The sequence below is a fragment of the Amycolatopsis sp. NBC_01480 genome, assembly GCF_036227205.1.
Taxonomy (GTDB): domain Bacteria; phylum Actinomycetota; class Actinomycetes; order Mycobacteriales; family Pseudonocardiaceae; genus Amycolatopsis.
The window spans coordinates 8,182,777-8,199,775 of sequence record NZ_CP109442.1 but is presented as its reverse complement, the minus strand read 5'-3'; the positions used below and the strand labels follow the sequence as shown (position 1 = coordinate 8,199,775).

At 71.5% G+C, this 16,999-nt stretch carries 14 protein-coding genes; 4 read left to right on the top strand and 10 right to left on the bottom strand.

All coding sequences use genetic code 11. The features are described 5' to 3' along the window. Window positions 1-124 precede the first annotated feature (124 nt). The 4 genes from OG371_RS38590 to OG371_RS38575 are packed head-to-tail and all read left to right on the top strand — an operon-like array spanning window position 125 to window position 4,670. Window positions 125-1,417: a sugar ABC transporter substrate-binding protein gene (locus OG371_RS38590; RefSeq protein WP_329061167.1), complete on the top strand. Its 1,293-nt coding sequence runs from the start codon at window positions 125-127 to the stop codon at window positions 1,415-1,417. Then, a complete protein-coding gene (locus OG371_RS38585) occupies window positions 1,414-2,400 on the top strand; it encodes a carbohydrate ABC transporter permease (RefSeq protein WP_329061165.1) in 987 nt (328 codons plus the stop codon). The genes OG371_RS38590 and OG371_RS38585 overlap by 4 nt, the downstream gene beginning before the upstream one ends. Further along, window positions 2,397-3,227, top strand: coding sequence for a carbohydrate ABC transporter permease (locus tag OG371_RS38580; RefSeq protein ID WP_329061163.1), 831 nt, complete (start codon window positions 2,397-2,399; stop codon window positions 3,225-3,227). The genes OG371_RS38585 and OG371_RS38580 overlap by 4 nt, the downstream gene beginning before the upstream one ends. 3 nt (window positions 3,228-3,230) lie before the next feature. Beyond that, complete coding sequence (locus OG371_RS38575; protein WP_329061160.1) at window positions 3,231-4,670, top strand: glycoside hydrolase family 3 protein; 1,440 nt, start codon at window positions 3,231-3,233, stop codon at window positions 4,668-4,670. Between the two features lie 49 nt (window positions 4,671-4,719). Here the strand turns inward: OG371_RS38575 and OG371_RS38570 are convergent, their stop codons facing one another. From OG371_RS38570 to glyA, 10 genes are all read right to left on the bottom strand, one after another. Further along, entirely contained in the window at window positions 4,720-5,718 is a 999-nt protein-coding gene (locus tag OG371_RS38570) for a zinc-dependent alcohol dehydrogenase (protein ID WP_329061158.1), read from the bottom strand. Window positions 5,719-5,776: 58 nt separating this feature from the next. Further along, the gene (locus OG371_RS38565) at window positions 5,777-6,613 is read right to left on the bottom strand and encodes an oxidoreductase (protein WP_329061155.1); all 837 of its coding nucleotides are present in this window, start codon (window positions 6,611-6,613) and stop codon (window positions 5,777-5,779) included. Between the two features lie 63 nt (window positions 6,614-6,676). Next, entirely contained in the window at window positions 6,677-7,339 is a 663-nt protein-coding gene (locus OG371_RS38560) for a hypothetical protein (protein WP_329061153.1), read from the bottom strand. Between the two features lie 32 nt (window positions 7,340-7,371). Further along, window positions 7,372-9,816 carry a GcvT family protein gene (locus OG371_RS38555; RefSeq protein ID WP_329061151.1) on the bottom strand — a complete coding sequence of 815 codons (2,445 nt, stop codon included), beginning with the start codon at window positions 9,814-9,816 and terminating at the stop codon, window positions 7,372-7,374. A 17-nt stretch (window positions 9,817-9,833) separates the two neighbouring features. Further along, window positions 9,834-10,727 (bottom strand): formyltetrahydrofolate deformylase, encoded by an 894-nt coding sequence (purU, locus tag OG371_RS38550; RefSeq protein WP_329061149.1) that lies wholly within the window; start codon window positions 10,725-10,727, stop codon window positions 9,834-9,836. Between the two features lie 34 nt (window positions 10,728-10,761). Continuing rightward, the gene (locus tag OG371_RS38545) at window positions 10,762-11,325 is read right to left on the bottom strand and encodes a sarcosine oxidase subunit gamma (protein ID WP_329061147.1); all 564 of its coding nucleotides are present in this window, start codon (window positions 11,323-11,325) and stop codon (window positions 10,762-10,764) included. Beyond that, complete coding sequence (locus tag OG371_RS38540) at window positions 11,315-14,161, bottom strand: 2Fe-2S iron-sulfur cluster-binding protein (RefSeq protein ID WP_329061145.1); 2,847 nt, start codon at window positions 14,159-14,161, stop codon at window positions 11,315-11,317. The genes OG371_RS38545 and OG371_RS38540 overlap by 11 nt, the downstream gene beginning before the upstream one ends. Next, window positions 14,158-14,436 (bottom strand): sarcosine oxidase subunit delta, encoded by a 279-nt coding sequence (locus OG371_RS38535; RefSeq protein WP_329061143.1) that lies wholly within the window; start codon window positions 14,434-14,436, stop codon window positions 14,158-14,160. The genes OG371_RS38540 and OG371_RS38535 overlap by 4 nt, the downstream gene beginning before the upstream one ends. 8 nt (window positions 14,437-14,444) lie before the next feature. Next, window positions 14,445-15,674 (bottom strand): sarcosine oxidase subunit beta family protein, encoded by a 1,230-nt coding sequence (locus OG371_RS38530; RefSeq protein ID WP_329061141.1) that lies wholly within the window; start codon window positions 15,672-15,674, stop codon window positions 14,445-14,447. After that, window positions 15,671-16,978, bottom strand: coding sequence for a serine hydroxymethyltransferase (glyA, locus tag OG371_RS38525; protein WP_329061139.1), 1,308 nt, complete (start codon window positions 16,976-16,978; stop codon window positions 15,671-15,673). Before glyA ends, OG371_RS38530 begins: the two co-directional genes overlap by 4 nt. Window positions 16,979-16,999: the final 21 nt, after the last annotated feature.

The following is a 16,999-nucleotide window of genomic DNA, read 5'->3' as shown; positions in this document are numbered from 1 at the left end:
CGTGTTTACAACGTCTTGGCAACCGGCTTGACACCAGCTGTGGTCCGGACCACGCTGCTCCACATTGGTCTACACCATTTGTCACCGACCGGCCTGGGGGCCGGGCACCGAAAGGACGAGACAAGTGAAGCGCTGGCTCAAGCTGGTGGCGGGCGCCGCCGCCATCACCCTCGCGACAGCCGGCTGTGCCGGCTCAGGCGGCGGTGACAACGCCTCCGGCTCGGGAGGCACGGGCACCGGGACGCTCACGGTCTGGCTGATGACCGGCTCCGCGCCGGACAGCCTGACGGGTGCGCTCAACAAGGAGTTCGAGGCCGCGCACTCCGGGGTCAAGGTCGACTACCAGATCCAGCAGTGGAACGGGATCCAGCAGAAGCTGACCACCGCGCTGGCCGGGGACAACCCGCCCGACGTGATCGAGGTCGGCAACACGCAGACCCCGGCGTTCGCCGCGCAGGGCGTGCTGGAGGACCTGACCTCCTCGGCCAACGACCTCAACGGCGCGCAGTGGCTCGCCGGGCTCAAGGCCTCGGGCGAGTACGACGGCAAGACCTACGGCGTGCCGTTCTACGCCGCCAACCGGGAGGTGCTGTACCGCAAGGACATGTTCCAGCAGGCCGGCATCACCTCGACGCCGACCTCGAACGCGGAGTGGCTCGACGCCATCACCAAGCTCAAGGCGAAGTTCGGCAGCGACCCGCAGTTCCAGTCGCTCTACCTGCCGGGCCAGTACTGGTACTCGCTGCTGTCGTTCATCTGGGACAACGGCGGTGACGTCGCCAAGGCCAACGGCAAGTCGTTCAAGTCCACGCTCGACAGCGCCGGCTCGAAGGCGGGCCTGGAGTTCTACAAGCAGCTCGTGGACGCCTCGGGCACCACCGCGCCGAAGGACAACGACGAGGCGACCCCGCAGCAGGCCGGCATCTACGGCGGCGGCAAGGTCGCGATGTTCATCGGCACCCCGGGCGAGGTGGCCACCGCCGCCAAGACCGACCCGAGCATCACGGACAAGACCGGCGCGTTCCCCATCCCGGGCAAGACCGCGGGCCAGCCGGCCCCGGTGTTCCTCGGCGGCTCGAACCTCGTCGTCCCGGTCAACAGCAAGAACAAGGACCTGGCGAAGGCGTACCTGAAGCTGCTCTCGGGCAACAAGTACATGACCCAGATGGCCGCGGCCGGCTACGTGCCGGGCACCTCGTCCGACGTCAGCGCGCTGGCCAAGGACCCGCTGGGCGCGGTCATGGCCACCGCCTCGAAGAACGGCCGCGCGGTGCCCACCAGCCCGAAGTGGGGTGAGGTCGAATCCGGCCAGAACCCGCTGAAGGACATGCTGACCGCGTACCTGACCGGCAAGAAGACCGTCGACCAGGCCACGGCCGACGCGAACGCCGCGCTCGACAAGATCATCGGCGGATGACGGCGACCAAGGAGATGCCGACGCCGGCGGGGGCCACCCCGCCGGCGTCGGCGCGCGTCAGTCCCGCGAAACCGCGGCGCCGGGGCGGGCTCGGCGAGCGGCTGACGCCCTACCTGCTGATCCTGCCCGCCCTCGTCGCCGTGCTGGTGCTGCTCGGCTGGCCCACCATCCAGATGCTGATGATCAGCCTGCGTCAGCTGGACCTGCGCGAGCTGGTGACCGGGAAGCTGGTCTGGGTCGGGCTCTCGAATTACACGGACACCCTGTCGGACCCGGAGTTCTGGTCGGTGACGATCCGGAGCGTGCTGTTCACCGCCGCGCTGGTCGTGGCGACGCTGGTGGTGGCGCTGCTGATCGCGGTGCTGATGCGCCACCTCAACCCGGTGATCCGCGTCTGCGTGCAGGTCGCGCTGGTGCTCGCCTGGGCCGTACCGGTGATCGCCACGACCACGGTGTTCCAGTGGATCTTCGACCAGCAGTACGGAATCCTGAACAAAACGCTGGACCGGCTGGGCTTCCACTCGTTCATCGGCTACTCGTGGTTCTCCACCGGGACCAGCACGCTGACCGTGATCGGGCTGCTGGTCACCTGGCAGGCCGTGCCGTTCGTGGCCTTCACGCTGTACGCGGGTCTGATCGGCGTGCCGCGCGAGCAGTACGAGGCGGCGGGCATCGACGGCGCCGGGCCGTTCCAGACGTTCCGCGCGGTCAGCTGGCCGGCCATCCGGCCGATCCTGACCATGGTGACGTTCCTGTCGGTGCTGTGGGACTTCAACATGTTCGGCCAGGTCTGGGCGATCCGCCAGGGCGGGCCGGACGGGCAGAGCACCACGCTCGCCATCCTGCAGTACCTCAAGGGCATCGCCGGCAGCCACTTCGGCAGCGCCGCGGCGATCGCGACCATCATGCTGGTGCTGCTGCTCGCGGTCACCGCCCGCTACGTCCAGCTGCTGGTCCGGACCAAGGACGGTGAGATCGCGTGAAGAAGTCCCTGACCCAGCGGGTCATGCTCTCGGTCATCGGCATTCTCGTCGCGCTGGTGTTCTTCTTCCCGACGTACTGGATGTTCACCACGTCGCTGAAGACCCCGGGTGACGTGCTTTCGCCGAAGTACGACCTGATCCCGACTTCGGCGACGCTGTCGAACTTCGCGTCGGCGCTGACGAAGCCGGGATTCGTGACGTACCTGAGCAACAGCCTGATCGTCACGCTCGGCGCGGTGATCGCGGCGCTGGTGGTGGGCGTGCTGGCGGCGATCCCGCTGGCGCGGTTCCGGTTCCGCGGGCGCAAGGGCTTCCTGCTGCTGATCCTGATGGCGCAGCTGGCCCCGCTCTCGGCGCTGTTCATCCCGATGTACCTGCTGATGCGCGACCTCGGGCTGCTCAACACCCTGCCTTCGCTGCTGCTGGTGTACTTCGCCACTTCGCTGCCGTTCACGGTCTGGATGCTCTACGGGTTCGTCAACGGCATCCCGTACGACCTCGAAGAGGCCGCGATGATCGACGGCTGCAGCCGCACCGGCGCGTTCCGCCGGGTCACGCTGCCGCTGCTGGGCCCGGGCCTGGTGACGACGTCGGTGTTCAGCTTCATCACCGCGTGGAACGAGTTCCTGTTCGCCCTGGTGTTCATGCGGGACCAGTCCAAGCAGACGCTGCCGGTGTGGCTCTCGTCGTTCCGGACCGCGTTCTCGGTGGACTGGGGCGGGGTGATGGCGGCGTCGGTGGTCTACGCGATCCCGGCGCTGGTGTTCTTCCTGATCGTGCAGCGCAAGCTGGTGTCCGGCATGACCGCCGGCGCGGTGAAGGGATAGGCCTTGGCTGATCTTCGAAGGCTCGCGGAAGCCGTGCTGCTGCCCGGTTTCGCGGGCACGACCGCGCCGGACTGGCTGCGGCGGCGCCTGGGCGAGGGCCTGGGCGGCGTGGTCCTGTTCGGCCGCAACGTGGTCGACGACGAGCAGGTGGCGGCGCTGACCGCGGCCCTGCGCGCCGAGCGGGACGACGTGGTGGTCGGGATCGACGAGGAGGGCGGCGACGTCACGCGGCTCGACGTCGCCACCGGGTCGTTCGTGCCCGGCCCGCTCGCCCTCGGCGCGGCCGACGACCCGGAGCTGACCACGGCCGTCGCGGCGGCCCTCGGCGAGCGGCTGGCCGCTTGCGGCGTCACGGTGAACCTGGCGCCGTGTGCGGACCTGACGCTGGCGGCGCAGGACCCGATCATCGGCGTCCGGGCGTTCGGTTCGGACCCGGCCAAGGCGTCGCCGCACGTGGCGGCTTATGTGACGGGGCTGCAGAAGTACGGCGTCGCGGCGTGCGCGAAGCACTTCCCCGGGCACGGCGCGGCGACGGAGGATTCGCACGTGGCGCTGCCCGTGCTCCCCCGGACCGTCGAGGAACTGCGGGAGATCGAGCTGGTCCCCTTCGCCGCGGCGATCGGCGCCGGCGTGCGCGCGATCATGTCCGGCCACCTGGTGGTGCGGGCGTGGGGCGACGAGCCGGCGACGCTCAACCACGTGGCCCTGACCGACGTGCTGCGCGGCGAGCTGGGCTTCACCGGCGCGGTGATCACCGACGCGCTGGAAATGGGCGCGGTCTCCGGCGCCTACGGCCGGCACGACGGCCTCGGCACGGCGGCCGTCCGCTCCCTCGCCGCCGGCGCCGACGCCCTGTGCATCGGCGGCGCGGCCTTCGACGCCGAAACCCTCGACCGCATCACGGCGACCATCGTCGCCGCGGTCGCCGACGGCACGCTCCCTCTGGAACGGCTCGCCGATGCTGCGGCCCGGACTGCTTCGCTGGGCACGTCGCCGGCGCCGGCGTCGATCCGTCCGGTGGACCGCACCCTGGGGCTGGAGGCGGCGCGCGCCGCACTGCGGATCCAGGGCTCGCCGCGGTTGTCCGGGGTGCCGCTGGTGGTCGACGTCCGGACGGACCCGACCATCGCGGCCGGGCCGATGCCGTGGGGGCTCGGCCCGCACTTGGCCGAGCTGGTGCCGGGGACCCGCGTGCTGAACGTCGGCCCGGACGATGCCGCGGCGGTGCGTTCGGCTGCTCGTGAAGCCGGGTCCGTCGTCGTGGTGACTCGCGAGGCGCACCGTCATCCTGAGGTGCTGGCGTTTCTCGGCGAACTGTCCGATGTGGACTACATCCGGGTCGAGACCGGTGTCCCTGGAACGGATTTCGGCGCTGGGGATCGGATCGACACGTTCAGCGGCTCGTACGTGAGCCTGCGCGCTGCCGCGGAGTACCTCGCCTGACCCCCGGTCCGTGGGCGCGGACCCCGACCCGCGCCCACGGACCGGACCTTCACAACCGCTGGGGATCGACCAGGATCTTCGGACCCGCCAAGGCGCCGGCTGGGCGCTCGCCCGCGAGTACGGCGGCCACACCGTCCAGGCCGACCGTCGCTGCCACGAGGGGGCGCGGGTCGACGTCGCCGCGGGCGTAGGCGTCGACGGCGTCGGCCAGGCCCGGGGACGCGCTGAGGATCCCGATCGCGGTCACGTCCTTGAACACCAGCGACCGGGCGTCCATCCGGCTCGGGGTTCCGGCCAGGCCGATGCAGACCAAGCGGCCGCCCGGCTCCACCAGTTCCAGGCCCCGCGCCGGGGATGACGGGTCGTTCGTGGCGTCCACCACCGCGTCGAACGGTGGCTCCGGCAGGTCCGCCGTGGCCGGGAAACCCAGGGACCGCGCGAATTCCAGCGACGAAGGCGTGGTCCCGACCAGGTGGACCTCGGCGCCGGCCGCGCGCGCGAACAGCGCTGTCAGCAGCCCGATCGTGCCCGGGCCGAGGACCAGGACCCGTTCGCCGGCGGCGGCCCGCGCGGCGCGTACCGCGTTGCCGCCCGGCTCGACCAGCGCGCCGAGCGGTCCGTCGATCCCGTCCGGCAGCTCGTGCAGCGAGGTCACCGGCACCGCGAGGCGTTCGGCCAGCGCTCCGGCGCGGCCGCCGCGGATGCCGACCTCCTGACGGTCCGCGCAAGTGTGCTGGCGCCCGCCGCGGCAACGACGGCATCGGCCGCAACCGAGCATGGTGTCGCCGACCGCGCGGCGCCCGACCCACGCCGGGTGCACCCCTTCGCCCGCGCGCACGACCGTGCCGCACCACTCGTGGCCGAGCCGCATCGGGTAGCGCGCGTGGCCCTCGGCGAGGTACTCCATCTCGCCGGTGAAGAACTCGACGTCCGTGCCGCACACCCCGGCCCGCTCGACCTCGACCACCACCTCGCCGACGCCGGGCTCCGGCTCGGCGACCTCGGCCACCCCGGCCTCCCCGGGCCCGTGCACGACAAACGCCTTCATTCCGCACGCCCTCGACACCGAGACATGCCCCGATGCTAACGGGATCCGGCCGGGCCCCTCACTCCCCCGGCGGGAAGTCCGCCGCCCGGCTGACGTCCGCCCACTGCCGCGCCTCGGCCGCGCGCTCGGCCGAGGACTTCGCGGCCAGCTCGACCGCCGCGGCCCCCAGCAGCAGCCGCAGCGGCGGCTCGGGGTGGGCGACGACGTCGAGGATGATCTTCGCCGCCCGCGCCGGATCACCGGGCCAGGTCGCCGCGCCCGCGCGCCCGCGGTTCATCGCGCCGACGGTCTCCTCGTACTCCGGGCCGACCGGCGCGATCGCCATCGACGAGCCCGCCCAATCCGTGCGGAACGGCCCCGGCTCGACGATCAGCACCTTGACCCCGAACGGTTTCACCTCGTTGTTCAGCACCTCGGAGAACCCTTCGACGGCGAACTTCGCGGTCTGGTACGCGCCCATCCCGGGCGAGCCGCCGACCCGCCCGCCGATCGAGGAGAACTGCACGACGTGCCCCGAACGCTGCTGCCGCAGCACCGGCAGCGCCGCCTTGGTGACGTTGACGACGCCGTACAGGTTCGCGTCGATCTGCGCGCGGAAATCCTCGTCGGACATCTCTTCGATCGGCGCGGAATCGGCGTAGCCGGCGTTGTTCACCACGACGTCGAGCGAGCCGAACTCCGCCACGGCGGTCTGGACAGCGGCCCGCGCTGCCTCCGCATCGGTGACGTCGAGGGCCACCGCGCGCACGCTGTCGCCGTACTTGCGGACGAGGTCGTCGAGCTGCTCGGGCCGCCGCGCGGTGGCGACCAGGCGGTCGCCGCTTTCGAGGACCGCCTGCGCCAGCTCGCGGCCGAAGCCGCGGGAACTGCCGGTGATGAGCCACGTCTTGGGCATGGATGCCTTCCCTGATGGAGTTTTCCTTCGCACCTCCATCTGACACCCGGCTTGGCGGGTACGTCAACCAACTGGTTGGTTACTTAGCCCACTCGTGGCGTACTCGGCCGAGGCATTCGCGGCCCGGACGGCGGCGGTCACCCACGTGGCCCGCTCGGCGAGCCCGTCGACGCTCGCCACCGTGGCCCGAAGCGCGATGGCCGCATCGCCGGTCACCGCACCGAGCCGGGTCTCGATCGCCACCCGCGCGGTCATCGCCGAAGACCGCGCGATCTCCGCCACGGCCGCGACATCCGGCGACACCATCCAGGACGGCACTGTGCCCGACGACCCTGTGTTCGACGACCTTGCGCCCGACAGCCCGGGCTCTGGCAGCACCGCACCCAGCAGCCCGGACGCCGGGAGCAGCCGCTCGGCCAGCGTCAGGGCCTTGGCAGCCGCGGCGATCACGTCGGCCGCGGGCAAACAGGCGGCGAGCGCCGCTGCACCCGCGGCCAGGCCCGCAAGCGCGAACTGACCGACCGCGTGCGCGTCCTTCTCTGCCAACCGAAGCGCGTGCATCCGCAGCACTTCGGCCTCAGCCCGTAATTCGCGGTCGGCACCGGCAGCCCGGGCCAGCAAAGCCGCAGCCTGAGCCACCCCCAGTGCCGCCACCGCCCCACCGCTCGGAGTCGTCCCCGGGACGGCCAGGCTCTTCAGGAAGTCGCTCATGATCAAGTCACGCACGCCATCGCTCCTCTCCGCGCCGAAAGCCGGGGTCAACGCCGGATCCGCTCCATGCCGGGGTCGACGAGCGGCTCGGCCGCCACCGTCGCCGGGACCCGGCGGCCGAAGTACTCGATCTCCACACCGTCACCAATACCGACGCCGGCCGGGAGCCACGCATACGCGATCGGCCGCCCGATCGTGTAGCCGTACGCCGCGCTTGTCACGTATCCGGCCGGGGCACCGTCGACGAATACCGGCTCCTTTCCGAGCACCACCGTCCGGCCGTCGTCCACGGTCAGGCAGCGGAGGCGTCGCGACGCTGTCTCCTCGCTGCGGCCGTCGATCGCTTCCCGGCCGACAAAATCGCCCTTCGCCGGCCGGACCGCGAAGCCGACCCCGGCCTCGTACGGGTCGTGCTCCGTGGTCATGTCCGTGCCCCACAAGCGATAGCCCTTCTCCAGCCGCAGGCTGTTGAACGCCGCCCGCCCGGCCGCGATCACGCCCAGCTCCCGCCCGGCGGCCCACAGCGCGTCCCACAGCCGTTGCCCGTTGTCGGCCTCGGTGTAGATCTCCCAGCCGAGTTCGCCCACATAGGACAGTCGCATCGCGGTCACCGGGACGCCGGCGATCCGCGCCTGGCGCGCGCGGAAGTACTTCAGCCCGGTGTGCGAGAAGTCCTCTCGCGACAGTGGCTGCACCAGATCCCGCGCGAGCGGCCCCCACACGCCGATGCAACAGGTAGCGCCCGTGATGTCGCGGACGCGCACGTCGTCGGGCAGCAGCGAGCGGAAGTACGCGACGTCGATGTTGCCGTTGATGCCCACCTGGAACACCTCCGGCTCCAGTCGCGCCACGGTGACGTCACTGCGCACGCCGCCCGCCTCGTCGAGCATCAGCGTGTACGTCACCGAGCCGACGGACTTGTCGAGCTGGTTCGTCGTGAGCCGCTGCAAGAACGCCAGCGCCCCCGGCCCGCTGACCTCGACCCGTTTCAGCGGCGTCATGTCATACAGTGCGACGCCGTTGCGCGTGTGCCAGGCCTCGGCCGCCGCGATCGGGGAGTGGAACTGCGCGGCCCAGCTGTCGCGCGCGGGCGGCAGGTAGTCGTGCGGGAGCTGCTTGAGCAGCGGCGCGTTGGCCTCGAACCAGTGCGGCCGCTCCCAGCCGCCCGCCTCCAGGAACACCGCGCCCAGCTCGCGCTGCCGGGCGTGGAACGGGCTGACCCGCAGGTTCCGCGGCGAAAGCTTGGGCTGCAACGGGTGCAGCACGTCGTAGATCTCCACGAAGTTCTGCTGCGAGGTCTCGCTCACGTACTCCGGCGCGAGCTGCACCGCCTCGAACCGGTGCAGGTCCAGCTCGTGCAGGTCGGTCTCGGACCGCCCGTGCACCAGCTGCTCGGCGACGGCCTTGGCGATGCCCGCCGAGTGGGTCACCCAGATCGCCTCGGCGATCCAGAAGCCGCGGACCTCGGTGGACTCCCCCACCAGCGACTGGCCGTCCGGGGTGAAGGAGAAGATCCCGTTGAAGCCCTCCTCGACCTTGGTCTGCCGCAGCGCCGGCAGCAGCAGCCGGCTCTCCTCCCACGACGGCGCGAAGTCCTCCTCGGTGAACGGAAGCATCGACGGCATCGACGATTCGGTCACCTCGTCCGAGGCCGCGAGCGGCGAGACCGGCATCGGCCGGTGCGCGTAGGACCCGATGCCGATCCGGTCCACGTGCTCGCGGAAGTACAGATCCTGGTCCTGGTGGCGCAGAATCGGCAGGCTCGCCTCACCCGCCTCGGTGTTGCGCCCGATCAGCTCCGCGACCTGCCCGGTCTTCGCGTACTGGTGCGCGAGCGGCAGCAGCGGCACGTCCAGGCCCACCATGGCGCCGATCTCCCGGCCCCAGAACCCGGCGCACGACACGACGATGTCCGCCGCGAAGTCACCCTGGTCCGTCTCGACTCCGGTGACGCGCCCGCCCGACTGCCGGACGCCGGTCACCCGCGTCGAGCCGACGAACCGCGCGCCCCGCGATTCCGCCCGCCGCGCCAGCGCGACCACCGCGCGGGACGCCTTGGCCAGCCCGTCCGTCGGCACGTACAGCGCACCGAAGACCGCCGAGCCGTCGAGCAGCGGCCACCGTTCGACGCATTCGGCCGGGTCGATCAGCCGCGCCTCGACGCCCCAAGACGTCGCCCAGCCCTGCTTGCGCTTCAGGTCCTGCCACCGCGCCGGGGTGGTCGCCACCTCCATCCCGCCGACCTGGTTGAAACACGGCAGCCCGTCCACTTCGAGCCCGCGCAGCTTCTCGACGGTGTAGCTCGCGAACTCCGTCATCGCCTTCGACGCGTTGGTCTGGAAGACCAGGCCGGGTGCGTGCGAGGTCGAGCCGCCGGTGAGCGGCAGCGGGCCCTGGTCGAGCACGGTGACGTCGGTCCAGCCGCGGGCGGTCAGCTCGTCGGCGAGGTTGGCGCCCACGATGCCGGCGCCGATGATCACGACACGGGTCATGAGAACTCCTTGGTGGGTCAGCGGAAGACGACGGTGCTGTTGCCGTTGAGCAGGACGCGGCGCTCACAGTGCCAGCGCACGGCGCGCGAGAGCGCCAGCGCCTCCGCGTCGCGGCCGACGGTCACCAGCGCGCGGGGCGAGTGCGTGTGGTCCACGCGCTGCACCTCCTGCTCGATGATCGGGCCCTCGTCCAGGGCCGGGGTGACGTAGTGGGCGGTGGCGCCGACGTACTTGACGCCGCGGTCGTAGGCCTGGTGGTACGGCTTGGCGCCCTTGAACCCGGGCAGGAACGAGTGGTGGATGTTGATCGCGCGGCCCTGGAGCTTCGCGCACAGCTCGTCGGACAGGACCTGCATGTAGCGGGCCAGCACCACCAGGTCGATCGAGTGCTCGCCGACCAGGTCCAGCAGCCGTTGCTCGGCCTCGGCCTTGGTCCCGGGCGTGACCGGCACGTGCACGAACGGCACGCCGGCCGCCTCGGCCATCGGGCGCAGGTCCTCGTGGTTGGACACCACCAGCGCGATCTCCGCGCCGAGGCTGCCCGCGCGCCAGCGGAACAGCAGGTCGTTCAGGCAGTGCCCGAACTTGGAGACCATCACCAGCAGCCGGTCCGGCTCGGTGCCGGAGAACTGGAACTCCATGCCGAACTCGCCGGCCACCGGCGTGAACGCGCGGGTCAGGTCGTCCACAGTGGACTTGTCGCAGCTGAACGCGGTGCGCAGGAACAGCGAGCCGCGCACGTCGTCGTCGAACTGCTGGTGCTCCACGATGTCACAGCCGCGGCCGACCAGGAACGTGGTGACGGCGTGCACGATGCCCGAGCGTTCCGGGCAGCGCAGGGTCAGGGTGAAGTGCTCGGTCACGCGGGCCCTCCGTGTCTCGTTTGCCGGTGGTCGCTTGAAGCGCCCCATCGGAGGGGATGGGACAGGGACGGGGCGGCCGGGGTCATGGCAGCTCCCGGTATTCCAGTGCGGCGTCGGCCAGCCAGGCGGCGAAGTAGGACGCGAACGACTGCCGGACCAGGACGGTGTACTCCTCGTCCCCGCGGACCAGGAGGATGACGCCGGTCCGCGCGAGCAGGGTCTGCACGCAGGTGCCGGCCGGCGCCGCCTTCGGGTGCAGGTCGATCGAGCAGCCGTGGGCCAGCACGTCCCGCACCGCCGGGCCGGAAAGCGCCACGGTGGTGCGCTGCGCCGAGGTGTCGGTCACCGCGCCCACCCCGATCGCGGCCCGCACGGCCGGTTCCAGCCCGGCCACGCCGGTGGCGGCGAGCACGAGGTACTCGTCCGGGCCCAGCCACAGCACGTCGACGGCGCCGAACTCCCCCGTCCCGGAGGCAAAAGTGCACGGTTCCGACGGCAGCGGGACACCGAGCACGGCGCCCACCGCCTCGTGGCCCTCACGCACTCGCAGCGTGAGCTGGGTCAGGAACGGTCGCTCCTCGGCGCCGAGCACCGCGGGCAGCAGGCCTGGCCCGAGCGGCGCGCGGCGCAGGATTTCAGCCGTCACGGCGGGTTCCCTCCTGGTCGAAGAGCACGGATCCGGTCACGGTCACCGGCACCACCTGATCGCCGACGGGCACGTACAGCGTCTCGCCGACGCGCTCGTGGCCGGAGCGCACGAGCGCCAGCGCGAAAGTCCGCTCCAGCGCGGCACTGCGGTAGCTGGACGTCACGTGGCCGAGCATCCGCACCGGCGGCTCGGGCACGTGGGCGGTTTCGATCAGCTGCGCGCCCTCGGGCAGCCGCACCGCCGGGTCCACCGGCAGCAGGCCGACCAGTTGCTTGCGGTCGGGCCGGTTGTTCTCCGCCCGTGCGAACGAGCGCTTGCCCAGGAAGTCGGCCTTCTTCTTCGACACCGCCCACGACATCCCGAGGTCTTGCGGGGTGACCGTGGCGTCGGTCTCCTGGCCGATGATCGGGTAGCCCTTCTCGGCGCGCAGCACGTGCATGGTCTCGGTGCCGTACGGTGTGATGCCGTACTCGGCGCCGGCGTCCAGAAGCGACTCCCACAGCGCGATCCCGTACCAGGACGGCACATTCACCTCGTACGCCAGCTCGCCGGAGAAGCTGATCCGGCAGACCCGCGCGGGGATCCCGGCCACCTCGGCGTCGTGCCAGGTCATGAAGCCGAACGCCTCGTTGCTCACGTCCAGGCCCGGGGCGAGCGTGCCGAGCACGTCCCGCGAACGCGGCCCGACGAGCGGGATGGTCGCCCAGTGCTCCGTGACCGAGGTCGCGAACACGCGCAGGTGCGGCCACTCGGTCTGGAGCCACTCCTCCATCCACTCCAGCACCATCGCCGCGTTGCCGGTGGTCGTGGTGACCATGAACCGATCCTCGGCGACGCGGATGACGGTGCCGTCGTCGATCACCATGCCGTCGACACCGCACATGACGCCGTAACGGATCCGGCCTGCCTTGAGCGTGCTCATCAAGTTCGTGTAGAGCATGTCCAGGAACGCGGCGGCATCCGGGCCCTGCACGTCGATCTTGCCGAGGGTGGAGCCGTCCATCATGGCCACGCCGGTCCGCGCCGCGCGGCATTCACGCAGCACGGCCGCTTCCAGGTCCTCGCCCGGCTGCGGGTAGTACCACGGCCGTTTCCACTGGCCGACGTTCTCGAACTCGGCCCCGTGCGCGACGTGCCATGCGTGCAGCGCGGTGACGCGGACGGGATCGTGCAGCTCACCGCGGTGCCGCCCGGCCAGCGCCGCGAACGCCACCGACGTGTAAGGCGGGCGGTAGGTGGTCGGCCGCTGCTCGGCGAGGTCCAGCCCGAGCGCCTCCGCGGTGATCCCCGCAGCGAGCAGACCGGACGTCTTGCCCTGGTCGTGCGCGGTGCCGATGGTGGTGTAGCGCTTGATGTGCTCCAGCGACCGCAGCCCGGCGCCGGTCGCGCGCAGCACGTCCGACACCGTGGCGTCGCGCTGCAGGTCGACGAACCGGGTGTCCACTTCGGACTCCGGACCCGGGACCAACCACATCACCGCGGGCGCCAGCTCCGGCGGCCGTGCGTCCGATGTCGGCAGCGGCAGTTCTTCAGGCGGCGCGAACCCGGCCGCCGTCAACGCGGCAGCCCCGGCCGCGCGGCCCTCCCGGACAGAGCCCGCGAAGTCCGACGTGCCGTTCGCCGAGCCAGCGACCCGGGCGGATGGCAGCTCGCCGTCGGGCACGTACGCGCCCAGCTCGGCGGCGTAACGCAGCTTCCCGCGCACCTGGCTGAACAAGTGCACCGCGGGGTTCCAGCCACCGGAGACCAGCAGCACGTCACAGGCCACCACTTCCTTGGACGGCGCGGCCCCGGACGGCGCGAGGACCGCCGCCGATACCCGTTCCGTCCCTTCGGTTCCGGTGACGACGCTGCCGGTGCGGATTTCGATGCCCCGCTCGGCACACGCGGCGGCCCAGCCCGCCGGAGCCTCGGGCCGGGCTTCCACGATGAGCGCGACCTCCACCCCGGCGTCGGCCAGATCGACGGCAGCGGCGTACGCGCTGTCGTCGGTGGTGAACAGCACCGCGCGGCGGCCCGGCAGCACGCCGTAGCGGTGCAGGTACGTGCGCGCGGCCCCGGCGAGCAGGATGCCTGGCCGGTCGTTGTCCGCGAAGACCACCGGACGCTCGTGCGCGCCGGTCGCGAACACCGTCTGCTTCGCCCGGATCCGCCAGACCCGTTGCCTCGCCACGTTTGCCGGCGGCGCGCCGAGGTGGTCGGTGCGGCGCTGCAACGCGAGCACGAACCCGTCGTCGTAGGCGCCGAAGGCGGTCGTGCGCTCCAGCACCAGCACGTCCGGCGTCTCCCGCAGCTCGGCTACGACCGCACGCGCCCATTCGACGGCGGGCTTGAGGCCGATGTACTCGCCGGACCCCAGCAGCGAGCCGCCCGGCTCCGGCTGGTCGTCCACGAGCACCACCCGCGCCCCGCCCCGCGCCGCCGTCTGCGCGGCGGTCAGGCCGGCCGGGCCCGCGCCGACCACGAGCACATCGCAGTGGACGTGCTTCGCGTCGTAACGAGCCGGGTCGGGCTCGGCGGCCAGGCGGCCCTGCCCCGGCAGCCCGCGCGCGACGAGGCCGTCGAACAGCTCCACCGTGGTCGCCGTCAGCATCGGCTCGGGGAACGGTTCTTCCAGCTGCACCAAGGCATTCGCGTCCTCGACGCCCGCGGCCATGATGCCGCGCGGGCGGCCGTACCGGATGCTCGTGGCGATCTGGTGGACGCCATTCGCGAGCAGCGCCGAAGCGAGCGTGTCGCCGGGGTGACCGGTGAGTTCGCGGCCGTCGAAGGTGAAGTGCAGGGTCGTGTCGCGGTCGACGTGACCGCCCGCGGGGAGTCGGAAATCGTTCATGGTGTCACCGGCCGGGGCTCGTCGAGGCGGTAGACCGCCAGCAGGTCGTGGGTACGGGTGTCTCGGACGGCGTTGAACCAGCGGCGGCAGCCCGCGCTGTGGCTCCACCGCTCGGCGAACGGCCCGCTCGGGTTGGCGCGGAAGAACACGAACTTCGCCCATTCGGAGTCCGAGAGCGCCGACGGGTCCGCCGGGTAGGCGACGTGGGCCTGGCCGCCGTAGTGGAACTCGGCCTCTTCACGCGGCCCGCACCACGGGCAGGGGATGAGTTGCATCAAGACTCCTAATGCGCGACGGCGGCGGCGCCGTGCTCGTCGACGAGGGCGCCGGTGGTGAACCGGTCGAGGGTGAACGGCTCGGCGTACGGATGCGGCTTGCCCTTCGCGACGGTGTGCGCGAAGCAGTCGCCGACACCGGGCGTGGCCTTGAAGCCGCCGGTGCCCCAGCCGCAGTTGAGGAACAGGTTCTCCACCGGCGTCAGCCCGACGATCGGCGACGCGTCCGGCGTGACGTCCACGATGCCGGCCCAGGTGCGCAGCAGGTGCGCCCGCGCGAACACCGGGAACAGCTCCAGCGCGGCGGCCATCTGCTCCTCGATGATGTGGAACGAGCCGCGCTGGCCGTAGCCGGAGTAGCTGTCGATGCCCGCGCCCATCACCAGCTCGCCCTTGTGCGCCTGGGAAACGTAGACGTGCACCGCGTTCGACATCACCACGGTCGGGTGCACCGGCTCCAGCAGCTCCGACACCAGCGCCTGCAACGGGTGCGACAACAGCGGCAGGTCGATCCCGGCCATTTTCGCCAGCACCGACGAGTGCCCGGCGGCGCACAGCGCGACCTTGCCCGCGGCGATCCGGCCGCGGCTGGTCTGCACCGCCGTCACCCGCCCGTCCCGCCGCTCGATCCCGGTGACCTCGCAGTTCTGGATCAGGTCGACGCCCATCGCCGCGGCCGCGCGGGCGAAACCCCAGGCCACGTAGTCGTGCTTGGCGATGCCGGCCCGCGGCTGGAAGGTCGCGCCGAGCACCGGGTAGCGGACGTCGGGCGAGGTGTTCACGATCGGGCAGATCTCCTTGACCCGCGCGGCGTCCACCCACTCGGCGTCGATGCCGTTGAGTTTGTTGGCCTCGACGCGGCGCACGCTGTCGCGCACGTCCTGCAGGCTGTGCGCGAGGTTGAGCACGCCGCGCTGGCTGAACAGGATCGGGTAGCCCAGGTCTTCTTCGAGGCCCTCCCACAGCTTGAGCGAGTGCTCGTAGATGCCGGAGCTCTCGTCCCACAGGTAGTTGGAGCGGATGATCGTGGTGTTGCGGGCCATGTTGCCGCCGGCGAGCCAGCCCTTCTCCAGCACCGCCACGTTGGTGATGCCGTGCACCTTCGCCAGGTAGTACGCGGTGGCCAGGCCGTGCCCGCCGCCGCCGACCACGACCACGTCGTAGGCGCGCTTGGGGTCCGGGTTGTCCCAGAGGAAGTCGGGGTGCTCCGGCAGGTCGGCGCCGGGGGTGCGGGTCATCGGGCGGCTCCCAGGTGGGGGTACAGCGGGAAACGGGCGGTCAGTGCGGCGACACGGTCGCGCAGTTTTTCCGCTGTCGCATCGGTGAAATCGGGCAGCAACGCAGTGGCCACGATGTCGGCGACCTCGCGGAACTCGTCGTCGCCGAAGCCGCGGGTGGCCAGCGCCGGGGTGCCGATCCGGATGCCGGAGGTGACCATCGGCGGGCGCGGGTCGAACGGGACGGCGTTGCGGTTGACCGTGATGCCGACCTCGTGCAGCCGGTCCTCGGCCTGTTTACCGTCCAGTTCGGACGCCCGCAGGTCGGCGAGCACGAGGTGGACGTCGGTCCCGCCGGTCAGCACCGAGATGCCCGCCGCCGCGGTGTCCTCGGCCAGCAGCCGCTCGGCCAGGATCTTCGCCCCGCGAAGCGTGCGCTGCTGACGCTCGGCGAACGCGGGCTCGGCCGCCATCTTGAACGCCACGGCCTTGGCCGCGATCACGTGCTCCAGCGGGCCGCCCTGCTGGCCCGGGAACACCGCGGAGTTGACCTTCTTGGCCAGCGCCGGGTCGTTCGTCAGGATCACGCCGCCGCGCGGGCCGCCGAGGGTCTTGTGCGTGGTGGTGGTCGTGACGTGCGCGTGCGGCACCGGCGAGGGGTGCAGCCCGGCCGCGACCAGCCCGGCGAAGTGGGCCATGTCGACCATCAGGTACGCGCCCACCTCGTCGGCGATCTCGCGGAACCGCGCGAAGTCCAGCTGCCGCGGGTAGGCCGACCAGCCGGCGATGACCAGCTTCGGCCGGTGCTCCCGGGCCAGCCGGGCGACCTCGTCCATGTCCACCCGGAAGTCCTTTTCGGACACTTCGTACGCGGCGACTTCGTAGAGCAGGCCGGAGAAGTTGATCCGCATGCCGTGGGTGAGGTGCCCGCCGTGGGCGAGCGAGAGGCCGAGGATCTTGTCACCGGGCTTGATCAGCGCGGCCATCGCGGCGGCGTTGGCCTGCGCGCCCGAATGCGGCTGCACGTTCGCGAACTGCGCGCCGAAGAGCGCCTTGACCCGGTCCAGCGCCAGCGTCTCCAGCACGTCGACGTGCTCGCAGCCGCCGTAGTAACGACGGCCGGGATATCCCTCGGCGTACTTGTTGGTGAGCACCGAGCCCTGGGCCTCGAGCACCGCCGCGGGCGCGAAGTTCTCGCTGGCGATCATCTCCAGCGTCGAGCGCTGGCGGCCCAGCTCGGCGCCGATCGCGGCGGCCACGGCCGGGTCGAAGTCCTGCAGGGAGCGCTCGAGCCCGGCGCCCGTTCCCTCGATCGTCGCGGTCATTCCTGCCTGCTTTCCATGCCT